This window comes from Variovorax sp., assembly GCF_965279555.1.
In the GTDB taxonomy this organism is placed as follows: domain Bacteria; phylum Pseudomonadota; class Gammaproteobacteria; order Burkholderiales; family Burkholderiaceae_C; genus Variovorax.
The window spans coordinates 4,885,253-4,898,105 of record NZ_OZ257247.1; the positions used below are offsets into that span (position 1 = coordinate 4,885,253).

General features: G+C 68.0%; 12 protein-coding genes. 3 read left to right on the forward strand and 9 right to left on the reverse strand.

The genetic code is table 11. The features are described from left to right. The first annotated feature begins 41 nt into the window (after positions 1-41). Together ACQY8B_RS22870 and ACQY8B_RS22875 are read left to right on the forward strand one after the other, a co-directional pair. A complete protein-coding gene (locus ACQY8B_RS22870; protein WP_422088806.1) occupies positions 42-932 on the forward strand; it encodes a DMT family transporter in 891 nt (296 codons plus the stop codon). 11 nt (positions 933-943) lie between these two features. Beyond that, entirely contained in the window at positions 944-1,435 is a 492-nt protein-coding gene (locus ACQY8B_RS22875) for a glutathione peroxidase (protein ID WP_422088807.1), read from the forward strand. Between the two features lie 15 nt (positions 1,436-1,450). Here ACQY8B_RS22875 and ACQY8B_RS22880 read toward each other — a convergent pair whose 3' ends face one another. From ACQY8B_RS22880 to ACQY8B_RS22920, 9 genes are all read right to left on the reverse strand, one after another. Then, a complete protein-coding gene (locus ACQY8B_RS22880; protein WP_422088808.1) occupies positions 1,451-1,891 on the reverse strand; it encodes a carboxypeptidase regulatory-like domain-containing protein in 441 nt (146 codons plus the stop codon). A gap of 89 nt (positions 1,892-1,980) precedes the next feature. Further along, positions 1,981-3,213 carry a glycolate oxidase subunit GlcF gene (glcF, locus tag ACQY8B_RS22885; protein WP_422088809.1) on the reverse strand — a complete coding sequence of 411 codons (1,233 nt, stop codon included), beginning with the start codon at positions 3,211-3,213 and terminating at the stop codon, positions 1,981-1,983. A gap of 17 nt (positions 3,214-3,230) precedes the next feature. After that, positions 3,231-4,346: a glycolate oxidase subunit GlcE gene (glcE, locus tag ACQY8B_RS22890; protein WP_422088810.1), complete on the reverse strand. Its 1,116-nt coding sequence runs from the start codon at positions 4,344-4,346 to the stop codon at positions 3,231-3,233. A gap of 313 nt (positions 4,347-4,659) precedes the next feature. Continuing rightward, positions 4,660-6,162 (reverse strand): FAD-linked oxidase C-terminal domain-containing protein, encoded by a 1,503-nt coding sequence (locus tag ACQY8B_RS22895; protein ID WP_422088811.1) that lies wholly within the window; start codon positions 6,160-6,162, stop codon positions 4,660-4,662. Positions 6,163-6,281: 119 nt separating this feature from the next. Beyond that, positions 6,282-7,166 (reverse strand): LysR substrate-binding domain-containing protein, encoded by an 885-nt coding sequence (locus tag ACQY8B_RS22900; RefSeq protein WP_422088812.1) that lies wholly within the window; start codon positions 7,164-7,166, stop codon positions 6,282-6,284. Between the two features lie 26 nt (positions 7,167-7,192). Beyond that, entirely contained in the window at positions 7,193-8,125 is a 933-nt protein-coding gene (locus ACQY8B_RS22905; protein WP_422088813.1) for an SMP-30/gluconolactonase/LRE family protein, read from the reverse strand. A 214-nt stretch (positions 8,126-8,339) separates the two neighbouring features. Further along, positions 8,340-9,776 (reverse strand): ammonium transporter, encoded by a 1,437-nt coding sequence (locus tag ACQY8B_RS22910; protein ID WP_422088814.1) that lies wholly within the window; start codon positions 9,774-9,776, stop codon positions 8,340-8,342. 29 nt (positions 9,777-9,805) lie between these two features. Continuing rightward, positions 9,806-10,144, reverse strand: coding sequence for a P-II family nitrogen regulator (glnK, locus tag ACQY8B_RS22915; RefSeq protein WP_007833403.1), 339 nt, complete (start codon positions 10,142-10,144; stop codon positions 9,806-9,808). Between the two features lie 67 nt (positions 10,145-10,211). After that, positions 10,212-11,081 carry a TorF family putative porin gene (locus ACQY8B_RS22920; RefSeq protein ID WP_422088815.1) on the reverse strand — a complete coding sequence of 290 codons (870 nt, stop codon included), beginning with the start codon at positions 11,079-11,081 and terminating at the stop codon, positions 10,212-10,214. A gap of 221 nt (positions 11,082-11,302) precedes the next feature. Between ACQY8B_RS22920 and ACQY8B_RS22925 the strand changes: the two genes are divergently transcribed. Continuing rightward, positions 11,303-12,847, forward strand: a complete 1,545-nt coding sequence (locus ACQY8B_RS22925) for a YifB family Mg chelatase-like AAA ATPase (RefSeq protein ID WP_422088816.1) — start codon at positions 11,303-11,305, stop codon at positions 12,845-12,847. Positions 12,848-12,853: the final 6 nt, after the last annotated feature.

Genomic DNA, 12,853 nt, shown 5'->3' on the forward strand with positions numbered 1-12,853 from the left:
CAAAGCCGGTTCCGCAGTGTTCCTGAAAAATACGCGCCGTCATGCCAGCCATAGCCCTGATGTTCAACGCCTTCGTCTGGGGCGTTGCCTGGTTTCCGTTCCGCCAGATGGCCGGCCATGGGCTGCATCCGCTGTGGACCACCTGCCTGATCTACCTGGCGATCGCGGTCGTGATGGGCCTCGTGCGACGCCACGCCTGGCGGGGCTTCGCGGCTTTTCCGGGGCTGGTGCTGCTGGGGCTGGCGGCCGGGCTCACCAACGTGGGCTTCAACTGGGCGGTGACTCAGGGCGACGTGGTGCGCGTGGTGCTGCTGTTCTATCTGATGCCGCTGTGGAGCGTGCTGCTGGGCTGGCTGCTGCTGGGCGAACGGCCCACGGGCGGCGCGCTTGCGCGAGTGGCGCTGGCGCTCACCGGCGTGGTCGTTGTGCTGAAGGCGCCGGGCACCGACTGGCCGGTGCCGTCGAGCCTGCCCGACTGGCTGGGCGTGGGCGCCGGCTTCAGCTTCGCGGTGACCAACATCGTGCTGCGCCGCCTGCGCGCGGCACCGGGCGAATCGCGCGCGCTTGCCATGTTCTGCGGCTGCTCCGCGGTGGCAGGCGTCGCCGCGCTGGCGGGCACGGCCTTCGGCGCCATCGATTCGCCGATGCTGGCGTCGCCCGGCTGGCTCGGCTGGGCCGCACTGCTGGGCACGGGCTTCATCGTCGCCAACGTGTGCCTGCAATATGGCGCGTCGAGGCTGGCTGCCAGCGCGACCTCCGTGATCATGCTGTCGGAAGTGCTGTTCGCGAGCGTCTCGTCGGTGGCGCTCGGCGCGGCCACGCTGGACTCGCGCATCCTGACGGGCGGCGCGCTGATCGTGCTGGGCGCTCTCTGGTCGGCGTTTGCACGAACGCCTGTGCCGCGCGATGATCGCGCTCCCGCTCCCACCTGAGGAAAAACCGCATGACCAGCATCTACGACTTCGAGGCCAACCAGATCGACGGCAAGCCGGTGAAGCTCTCTGCCTACAGGGGCAAGGTGCTGCTGATCGTGAACACGGCCAGCAAATGCGGCTTCACGCCGCAGTTCGCCGGCCTCGAGGCGCTGCACGAGAAGTACGCGGACCAGGGGCTCACGGTGCTGGGTTTTCCGTCGAACCAGTTCGGCTCGCAGGACCCGGGCAGCAACGAGGAAATCGGCGCCTTCTGCACCAGGAACTACGGCGTGAGCTTTCCGATGATGGAGAAGATCGACGTCAACGGCAGCAATGCCGCCCCGCTGTACCAGTGGCTCACCAAGGAAAAGCCGGGCCTGCTGGGCAGCACCGCCATCAAGTGGAACTTCACCAAGTTCCTGGTCGGGCGCGACGGAACGGTGCTCAAGCGCTATGCGCCGCTCGACACGCCGGCTTCGCTCACGCGCGACGTGGAAGCAGCATTGGCGGCGGCGGGCTGAGCCGGCCGCAAGCCGTCAGAAGCGGAAGTCGGCGGTCTTGGAGCCGCCACCCACCGTCACTGTCTGGGACTTCGCGGCGCCACCGGCCGTGGAAGCATCGATGACATAGCGCCCGGCGGGCACGTCGACCAGGCAGACCGGGCCGTTGGCGCGGAACGCCAGCGCCGCGGCGTTGTTGGCGTCGCCGCCCTTGATCGTGACTTCCACATTCGCCAGGTAGGCGCCGTCGGCGCGTGCGAACAGCAGCGCCAGCGGATGCTCCTTCATGGCGGCGCGCATGGCTTGCGATTCGTCCGAGCCGATGCCGCCGCACACATAGCGCGCCGAGCCCGCGCCCTGCCACGCCGGCATGGCGCCCTGTGCCTGCGCCGCCACGGCGCCGGCCGCGCAGATGCCTGCGAGCAGCATGCGCCGCAGCAGCCTGGATGAAACGAGGGGGACGGAAACATGGGACATGGCACTGGCTCCTTGCGAATTCGGTGCCGTCATGATGCGCCGCCGACCGCTTTCGCGCGAGTCGGACCGCGCCCTCCCCTGCTGTGCGATCAGGCCGCGTCCAACGCGGCGTCCAGCAGCTCGATCCAGTGCCGCACCGGGGTGTCGCCGCTGCCGCTTTGCAGGTGCGTGATGCAGCCGATGTTGGCCGAGGCGATGACGCTCGGCTGCAGCTGTTTCAGGTGCCCGAGCTTGCGGTCGCGCAGCGGATAGGCCAGCTCGGGCTGCAGCACCGAATAGGTACCGGCCGAGCCGCAGCACAGGTGCGATTCGTTCATGGCCACGCGCATGTCGAAGCCCAGCGCGCGCAGCTGCGTCTCGACGCCGCCGCGCAGCTTCTGGCCGTGCTGCAGCGTGCAAGGCGGGTGATAGGCCACCACGCCCGCAGGTGCCTTCACGCGGGCCTTTAGCAAGGGCACGAGGTCGGGCAGCAGTTCGCTCAGGTCGCGCGTGAGTTCGCTGATGCGAGCGGCCTTCAGCGCGTAGGCCGCGTCGTGCCGCAGGATGTGGCCGTACTCGCGCACGGTGACGCCGCAGCCCGATGCGTTCATGACGATGGCCTCGACCTCGTTGCGCTCCACGAAAGGCCACCAGGCGTCGATGTTGGCGCGCATCTGCGCCTTGCCGCCATCCTGGTCGTTCAGATGGAACTTCACCGCGCCACAGCAGCCGGCCTCGGGCGCGATCACCGCCTGGATGCCGGCCGCGTCGAGCACGCGCGCGGTGGCGCTGTTGATGTTCGGCATCATCGACGGCTGCACGCAGCCAGCGAGCATCAGCACCTTGCGCGCATGCGTGGCGGCGGGCCAGGCGCCGGCCTCCTGTTTCGCGGGCACCTTGGCCTTCAGGGCATCGGGGAGCAGGCCGCGCACCGCCTGGCCGAGCTTCATCGCGGGGCCGAAGAGCGGCGACGGCAGGCCTTCCTTCAACAGCCAGCGCTTCGCCGATTCAGCCGCGGGGCGCGGCACTTTCTCGTCGACGATCCTGCGGCCGATGTCGACGAGGTGGCCGTACTGCACGCCGCTCGGGCAGGTGCTCTCGCAGTTGCGGCAGGTAAGGCAGCGGTCGAGATGCAACTGCGTGCTGCGCGTCGGCGCCTTGCCTTCGAGCACCTGCTTGATGAGGTAGATGCGGCCACGCGGGCCATCCAGTTCGTCGCCGAGCAACTGGTATGTCGGGCAGGTGGCCGTACAGAAGCCGCAGTGCACGCATTTGCGCAGGATGGCTTCGGCTTCGCGGCCTTCATCGGTGCCACGGAATTCGGGGGCGAGTTCGGTTTGCATGGTCGTTCTTGTTTTGCTCAGGTGGGCGCGAGCAGGCGGCCGCGATTGAAGAGTCCGTGCGGATCGAACTCGCGCATCAGCGCGCGGTGGATGCGTTCGATGGGCGCGCTCATGCTGTCGAAGCGCGGCACGCCGTGGCCCGGCGCGCCCGCGGCGGGCAGGCGGAACAGCGTGGCATGGCCGCCCGCCGCGCGTGCGATCTCGCGGATGCGCGAGGCCTGCCCGGGCGGCGCCTTGTACCAGCGCTGCCCGCCATGCCATTCGACCAGCGGCGCGGCGGCGCCGTCGAGCGCCAGCACGGGCGCGGTCTGCGGCACGCTGAGGCGCCACAGCGCGTCGCCGCCTTCGTCGGTGGAAAACCACGGCAGTTGCTGGTCGCGCAGCGACTGCCAGTCGGCGGCCGCGCGCATGTTGTCCTTGCGCTCGCCGCCGAGATGCGCGCATGCGGCCTCGACGGCAGCGACAGCGCCGCGCAGCCGCAGGTACAGCACGCCCGCACCGGCGTATTCGAACCAGCAGCTCGCATTCAACGGCAGCGGCCGGCCGCCCCATTCGTTGAGCAGCCGCAGCGCATCGGCCTGGCCGCAGGCGAATTCGAGCGTCGCCTCGGCCGGCGGAACCGGCAGCACCTTGAGGCTCACCTCGGCGATCACGCCCAGCGTGCCGAGCGAGCCCGCGAGCACGCGCGACACGTCGTAGCCCGCGACGTTCTTCATCACCTGCCCGCCGAAGCTCAGCACCTCGCCGCGTCCGTTGACGAGCGTGGCGCCGAGCACGTAGTCGCGCACTGCACCCACGCTGGCTCGCGCAGGCCCGCTGAGCCCCGCCGCGACCATGCCGCCGACGGTTCCGTCGTTACCGAAGCACGGCGGCTCGAACGGCAGGCACTGGCCTTTTTCGGCGAGCGCCGCTTCGAGCTCGGCGAGCGGCGTGCCGGCGCGCACGGTGACGACAAGTTCGCTCGGTTCGTAGCTGGTGATGCCGGTGAGGCCAGCAGTGCTCAGCACTTCGCCTTGCGGTGCTTCGCCGTAGAAGTCCTTCGTGCCACCGCCGCGAATGGACAGGGGTGTTGCGTCGGTCGTGGCGGCACGGATACGTTCGACTATCTGGTGGAGGGCGGTGTCGATGCTCATCGGGCTTGTTGTCTTTGATGTTGTTCTTCGGGGGGCGTGCACAGGCCACCGGGTACTCCCCTCCGCGAATGTCCCCCGCCTTCGGCTCCTCCTTTATTTCGCTGCGGGGAGCACCCGGCGCCCTGTGCACATCGGGCGCTCTCCTCGTGCTGTCGGATCAACCGCTGCGTCCATCGATCACGCCGGCGGGGTACCTTGCGCAGCGAAATAAAGGAGGAGGCCGCAGGCCGGGGGACATTCGCGGAGCAAGGTACCCCGTCGGCGTGAGCGCGCCCCGAACGCCCCCCACGGCAAGAAACAAGACGAGCCCTCATCAGAACCTCGGCAGATCCGGATGCGACAACTTCCCCCCCCGCACCACCTGCTTGCCGTACTCGGCGCAGCGCTGAAGCGTGGGAATCACTTTGCCGGGGTTCAGCATCCCTTCGGGATCGAACGCGCGCTTCACCCCGAACATCTGCTCGTTCTCCGCTGCGGTGAACTGCACGCACATGCTGTTGAGCTTCTCCACGCCCACGCCATGCTCGCCCGACACCGTGCCGCCCATCGCGACGCTGGTCTCCAGGATGTCCGCGCCGAAGAGCTCGCAGCGGTGCAGCTCGTCGGGGTCGTTGGCGTCGAACAGCACAAGCGGGTGCAGGTTGCCATCGCCAGCGTGGAACACGTTGCAGCAGCGCAGGTTGTATTTTTTCTCCATCTCCTGAATGGCCAGAAGAATGTCCGCGAGCCGCTTGCGCGGAATCGTCGAGTCGAGGCACATGTAGTCCGGGCTGATGCGGCCCGACGCGGGAAACGCGTTCTTGCGTCCGCTCCAGAACTTCATGCGCTCTTCTTCGCTGTTGCTGCACGTGATGGCAGTGGCGCCACAGCCGCGCAGCACGTCGGTCATGCGACCGATTTCTTCTTCCACCTCTTCGGGCGTGCCGTCCGATTCGCACAGCAGGATGGCGGCGGCATCGAGGTCGTAGCCCGCGCGCACGAAGTCTTCGACCGCGGCGGTCATGGGCTTGTCCATCATCTCCAGCCCGGCCGGGATGATGCCGGCCGCAATCACCGCGGCCACCGCGTCGCCAGCCTTTCGCACGTCGTCGAAGCTGGCCATGATGCAGCGCGCGAGCTGCGGCTTGGGCACCAGCTTGACGGTGACCTCGGTGGTCACGGCCAGCATGCCTTCGCTGCCGATGACCAGCGCGAGCAGGTCGAGCCCCGGCGCGTCGAGCGCGTCTCCACCGAACTCGATGGGCTCGCCCTCGGCCGTGAAGCCGCGCACGCGCAGCACGTTGTGCAGCGTCAGGCCGTACTTGAGGCAGTGCACGCCGCCCGAGTTCTCGGCCACGTTGCCGCCGATGGTGCAGGCGATCTGGCTCGACGGATCGGGCGCGTAGTAAAGGTTGAAAGGCGCAGCGGCCTCGCTGATCGCCAGGTTGCGCACGCCGCACTGCACCACCGCCGTGCGGCTCACCGGGTCGATCTTCAGGATGCGGTTGAACTTGGCGAGCGACATCGTCACGCCCATGGTGTGCGGCATGGCACCGCCCGACAGCCCGGTGCCCGCGCCGCGCGCCACCACGGGCACGCCGAGCTGGTGGCAGGCCTTGAGCACGGCGGCCACCTGCGCCTCGGTCTCGGGCAGGGCCACCACCAGCGGACGGGCACGGTAGGCGGTGAGGCCGTCGCACTCGTACGGCGTGGTGTCTTCGGCGTGCCAGATCAGCGCGTGGGCTGGCAAGTGTGCCTGCAGCGCGCGGACCACCTGGGACTGGCGCTCTGTTTTCTGTAGCAAATCTTGTTGCGTGGGGGTGAGCGGCGCGTTCATCGGCGGGCCTCTTTTCTTCTGTTCGCGGATGTCTCGGGTGTACCGCACTCTACGGACATTCCGGCAGCCCCGGGTTGATGGATTTTTGCCGGGTGCTTGAGAGAACTTTGCCGGCGTCGTCAGCGCAGGCTCTGTTCGAGCCAGTCGGCAAAGGCCGCGCACTCCCAGCGCTCCAGCGTGCCCGGCTGCCAGCAGATGTAATGCCGGTGCGGCGACGCCACCGCTTGGTCGGACAGCGCCACCAGCCGCCCCGACTCGAACCACGCCGCGCCCATCTTCTGCCGCACCAGCGCCACGCCGAAGCCGCTGGCGGCGGCGTCGTACACCAGCCCCAGGTCGTTGAACTGCGAGCCGACGTGCGGCTCTGGCTGGTCGAGCCCGCAGCTCGCGAACCAGGTGCTCCAGGGCTCGAGCGGGCTGCGGATCAGCCGCGCGCTCGCAATCTCGGCCGCGCTGCGGAAGCCATGGAACGGACCGAATTCGTTGAGGTAGCTCGGGCTGCAGGCGGGCACCACCTGCTCCTCGAGCACGAGGCGGTGCTCGCAGTCGGCGTAGCCGCCAGGGCCGTAGCGCACTTCAAGGTCGGCCTGCTCTGCCGTCACGTCGAGCAGCGGGATCGACACCTGCAGCACCAGCTCGATGTCGGGGTAGATGTTGCGAAACAGCTCGAGCCGGGGCATCAGGAACTGGCGGCTGAAGGTCGGCGTGACGGCGATGCGCAGGCGCGTTGCGCGCTGGGCCGCGCCTGCGCCCAACGGCGTGGCCTGCAGTGCGGCAAGCCCGGTGCGCACGTTCGCAAGATACGCCGCGCCGTCGGCCGTGAGGCTGAAGTCGCTGCGCCCGAACAGCTTGAAGCCCACGTGCGCCTCGAGCTGACGAATGCGGTGGCTCACCGCGCTTGGCGTGACGCACAGCTCGTCGGCCGCACGGCCCGCATGCCGCAGCCGCGCCACGGCCTCGAAGGTCAGCAGGCACTGGATGGGCGGGATGTGCTGCAGGGCCATGCGCGCCTGGGAACCCTCGTCGGCCTTCAGTCTTCGAAGAAGCTCACCGGCAGGCCCGGCGTGTCGACCCGCATCGCGATCACCGTGCCCGAGGCCGGGCGCTGCGCGATCTCGTCGGCGGGCCGGCCCTTGCGGGCGCTGGTGACGAACAGGGTTTTCAGGTCGTCGCCGCCGAAGCAGGGCATGGTCGGGCACTGCACCGGCACCGCAACGGCCGCCACGCGTTCTCCCGAGGGCGAAAAGCGCAGCAGCTGCGCGCCTTCGAACATGGCCACCCAGTAGTGGCCCTGCGCATCGATGGTGGCGCCGTCGGGGCGGCCGTCATAGTGCAGCGGCGACGCGGGCGTCCAGCCTTCGGGCTTGGCGTCGAACTGCTGGAACACGCGGGCATGCGAGAGCGAATTGGCCTCGGCGTCCCAGTCCCATGCGTGCACCACGTGCGCCGCGGTGTCGGCCCAGTAGAGGGTGCGGGCGTCGGGCGAGAAGGCGAGGCCGTTGGCGGTGGTGGCCTGGTTGGCCATCTGCGTGATGGTGGGCGAGATGCCCGTGTCGCTGCGCGCGTCGAGGCAGTACAGCGCGGCGTTGGGCCGGTCCTTGGCCTCGTTGAGCGAGCCGCCCCAGAAGCGGCCCAGCGCGTCGCACTTGCCGTCGTTGAAGCGCATGGTGCGCACGTCGTGCTCCACGCGCGCCATCGCGACCAGCTCGCCGCCCCATTCGCGCGCGCGGTAGAAGCCGTCGCGCAGCGCAATGACGAGGCCGCCGCTGCGCGCCGGTGCCATGCAGCCGGGCTCCGTGGGCAGCGCCCAGCGCTCGACCGTGGCGCCCGTCGTGCCGATGTCGCCGCGCGTTCGCAGCACGGCGCGGCCAGGAATGTCTAGCCAGTAGAGCGATCGTTCCTGAGGGTGCCAGAACGGCGATTCGCCGAGCTCGCAGAGGCTGTCTTCGATGGAGGTCCACATGGTGGGCTGATTGTGCTCCCGCCCATTGCGTCGACGGGCAAAAAAAAGCCCGCCGGCGCCGGAGCGCTTGCGGGCTGAACATCCAAAGGAGACCTCGCTTGAAAAACTCGTTCTTCAATTCAGGAGCACCGCGGAACCGGCTCCGCCGGGCCGCAGGTGCTGCCCCCTGCAAGGGGGTTGGCGTAGCGACACGAAGTGCGCGCAGCCTGGGGGTTTACCTGTTATATGCGGTCTCGCCGTGCGAGGAGATGTCGAGGCCTTCGCGCTCTTCTTCTTCCGACACACGCAGGCCGAGGGTCAGGTCGGCGATCTTGTAGGCGATGAAGGCCACCACGCCGGACCACACGACCGTGAGCGCCACGCTCTTGATCTGGATCCAGACTTGCGCGCCCATCGAGAAGGTGTCGGGCGTCGCGCCGCCGGTGCCGCCGAGGCCCTTGGCAGCGAACACGCCGGTCAGGATGGCACCCAGGATACCGCCCACGCCGTGCACGCCGAACACGTCGAACGCGTCGTCCGCACCCAGCATGCGCTTCAGGCCGCCCACGCCCCACAGGCAGACCAGGCCGGCCAGCAGGCCCAGCACGATCGAACCCATCGGGCCGACGAAACCGGCGGCGGGCGTGACGGCCACGAGGCCGGCAACGGCACCGGACGCAGCGCCCAGCATCGAGGCCTTGCCCTTGTGCAGGCTCTCGCCCAGGATCCACGACAGCGCGGCGGCAGCGGTGGCGAGCACCGTGTTGATGAAGGCCAGGCCGGCCAGGGCGTTGGCGGCACCAGCCGAGCCGGCGTTGAAGCCGAACCAGCCGACCCACAGCAGCGAAGCGCCGACCATGGTGAGCGTGAGCGAGTGAGGCGTGAACGCTTCCTTGCCGTAGCCGACGCGCTTGCCGACCATGTAGGCACCCACGAGACCGGCCACACCGGCGTTGATGTGCACCACGGTGCCGCCGGCGAAGTCCAGCGCGCCGTCCTTGCCCAGCAGGCCGCCGCCCCACACGATGTGGGCGATCGGCACGTAGCTGAAGGTGAACCACAGCACCGAGAACAGCAGCACGGCCGAGAACTTGGCGCGTTCCGCGAAGGCGCCGACGATCAGCGCCACGGTGATGGCCGCGAAGGTGCCCTGGAAGGCGACGAACACGTATTCAGGAATGGTGGTCAGCGCACCGAAGGTTTCCTGCGTGATGCCCTTCATGAAGATCTTGTCGAAGGTGCCGAAGAAGTTTCCGTCACCCGAGAAGGCCAGGCTGTAGCCGTAGATGGCCCACAGGATGCTGATGAGCGAGAAGATCACGAAGACCTGCATCAGCACCGACAGCATGTTCTTCGAACGGCCCAGGCCGCCGTAGAACAGCGCGAGGCCGGGGATGGTCATCAGGATCACGAGGAGGGTCGAAGTCAGCATCCAGGCGGTGTCGCCGGAGTCGATCTTCGGAGCCGGTGCAGCGGCGGGTGCGGCTGCAGGCGCAGCAGCAGCGGGTGCCGCAGCTGCATCGGCCGCCGGAGCCGCAGCGGGCGCTGCCGCTGCGGGAGCCGTTGCGGCCGGTGCCTCGGCAGCAGGCGCTGCCGGGGTCTGTGCGAAGCCGGAGGTACCGGCGGCGAGCACGCTCAAGCCGAGCGCAAGAGAGACAAGCAGTTTTTTCATAATCGTTGTTCTTTCGGGCCTGGACTCGATCAGAGGGCTTCGCGGCCCGTTTCGCCGGTGCGGATGCGAACGACCTGCTCGAGGTTGTAGACAAAAATCTTGCCGTCACCGATCTTGCCGGTGCGGGCGGCGCCTTCGACGGCTTCGATCACGCGATCGACGAGGTCGTCGGAGACGGCCGCTTCGATCTTGACCTTGGGCAGGAAGTCGACCACGTACTCCGCGCCGCGATAGAGCTCGGTGTGGCCCTTCTGGCGTCCGAAGCCCTTCACCTCGGTGACGGTGATCCCCTGCACGCCGATGGCCGACAGTGCTTCGCGCACCTCGTCGAGCTTGAACGGTTTGATGATGGCTGTGACCAGCTTCATGAGTTTTCTCCTTTGGATGGAAATGAAACGATGCGGCAGCTTGGGCCGCACCTCGTTGTTCTGCTGCTTACAGCGTCTTCGTCAGCGTGAGGATGAAGCGCGCCTTGTTCGGCGAGTAGGTGGTCTGGCCGATGGGGCCGAAGCCGAGGTCGACGCCGGGGTTGGACACCGCGAGGTACGAGCTCTGCTTGTTGGCGCCCTGCACCGAGCCGGTCAGCGACAGGCCGTTGCCGAAGTCGTAGCTCGCGCCCACGTTGTAGTCCACGTAGCTCTTGTAGCCCAGGCTGCGGATGTCGCTGGACATGTTCGTGTAGCCCACGGCTGCCTTCAGCGTGACCTTGGGCACGATTTCCTTGCTGTACGACAGGTTCAGGTAGCCGGTGTTGGTGCCCTTCAGGCCCGAGCCGGCCTTGTTGCCGGCGTAGCCGAAGTAGTCCTTCGACACGGTGTGCGAGTACTTGGCGGTGAACGAGCCGAAGGTTTCGTTGGCATAGGTCGCGCCGACGTACAGCTCGGTGGTGTTGCCCGCCGAGTTGCCCGGGTAGATATAGGTGAGCGCGCCCACGTCCATGTCGAGCGGACCGGCCTTGAACTTGTAGCCGCCGTAGAGGTCGCTCTCGATGCTGTTGCCCTTCTGCCAGTTGACGCTGGAGTTCCAGTTGCCCACGTAGAAGCCGCTGCTGCCGAAGGCATAGTCGAAGCCGCCCTGGATCGCGGGCTTGAAGCCCTTGGTCTTGGCAAAGTCGTTCTTGCCAATCATGTCCTGGTCCTGGCCGCGGAACTTGTAGTTCGAGGTCAGCGAGATGTTGCCCGTGAAATCCGGGGCGGGCGCGGGCGCTGCTGCTGCGTCGGTCGTCGCCTGAGCCAGGGCTGCGCCCGAAGCGGTCAATGCAGCGGCCAGAACGATCATCGCCTTGGCGGCGGTACGGTGCGTCATCGGGAAACTCCTCGCGTGTGAAGTGTGTTGTTGGACCTGAGAGGCTCAAAGCAGGGAGCGTGCCAAACTGCACAAATACCTGTGCCCCATGCGACTCGCTTGCGTCGCGTTGTGAGCGAAATCGTTACAACGCTTGTTTCGAGCGGTTGCGGCTTTCAACAGGTCCGCACCACCGCGGACACACCAAAGATGGACGCACCATCTTGGGGACAGGGAGAGAAATGAGTTTGTCTTTGGTGCAGGGCCGAGCCTTGCTGGGGCTGGAAGCGGCCAGTGTCACGGTCGAGGTGCATCTGGCCAACGGCCTGCCCAGCTTCACGCTGGTCGGCCTGGCGGAAACCGAGGTCAAGGAAGCCCGCGAACGGGTGCGCTCGGCCATCCAGAACGCGGGGCTCGAATACCCCAACAACAAGAAGATAGTGGTGAATCTGGCCCCCGCGGACCTTCCCAAGGACTCCGGGCGCTTCGACCTGCCCATCGCGCTGGGCATCCTCGCGGCCAGCGGGCAGATCGACAACGCCAGGCTGGCCGGGCATGAGTTCGCGGGCGAACTGTCCCTGTCGGGCGAGCTGAGGCCGGTGCGCGGCGCCCTGGCAATGGCGCTGGCCCTGCACACGCGCGGCGTGGCGACGCGGCTGGTGCTGCCCCTGGACAGTGCGCACGAAGCCGCGCTGGTGCCCGACAGCGAGGTCTACGGCGCACGGCACCTGCTGGACGTGGTGCGGCAGTTCGTGGTCGACACCGAAGCGGCCTCGCAATGGCCCGATCCGCCGCCCGACGGCTGGGCGCGGGTCCACGCGGCGCCCGGCGCGAACGCACCGCGCTACGCCGACCTGGCCGACGTCAAGGGCCATGCGGGCGCCAAGCGCGCACTGGAAATCGCCGCGGCCGGCGGACACAGCCTGCTCATGATGGGCGAGCCGGGATCCGGCAAGTCGATGCTCGCGCAGCGCTTTGCGGGGCTGCTGCCGGCGATGAGCATCGACGAGGCGCTGGAGAGCGCGGCCGTGGCCAGCCTGGCTGGCCGCTTCGCGACGGAGCGGTGGATGCTGAGGCCTACTTCTGCGCCCCATCACACATCCAGCGCGGTGGCGCTCGTAGGTGGAGGCTCTCCGCCCAGGCCCGGAGAGATTTCGCGCGCGCACCACGGCGTTCTCTTTTTGGACGAATTTCCGGAATTCGCCCGCTCGGCGCTGGAGGCACTGCGCGAGCCGCTGGAGACCGGCACCATCACCATTGCCCGCGCCGCGCGAAGCGCCGAATTTCCGGCGCGCTTTCAATTGATCGCCGCGATGAACCCCTGCCCTTGCGGTTATCTGGGTTCCGCGTCGAAGGCCTGCCGCTGCACGCCCGACCAGATCTCGCGCTACCAAGGGAAGCTCAGCGGCCCGCTGCTGGACCGCATCGACCTGCACATCGAGGTGCCCGCGGTGTCGGCGCAGCAACTGCTCGATGCGCCTCCCGGCGAATCGACGGAGAGCATCCGCGGCCGGGTGATCGCCGCGCGCGAACGCGCGATGCAGCGCCAGGGCTATGCCAACCAGTCGCTGCAGGGCAGCGCGATCGACAAGCACGCCGGGCTCGACGATGCGGCCCGCAAGTTCATGTTCAACGCGGCGGCCAAGCTGGGATGGTCAGCGCGCAGCACGCACCGTGCGCTGAAGGTGGCGCGCACGATCGCGGACCTGGGGTCGGCGGAGGCGGTGCAGGTGGAGCATCTGGCGGAGGCGGTGCAGTATCGGCGGGCGCTGCGCGGTAGCGCCTGAATCCGG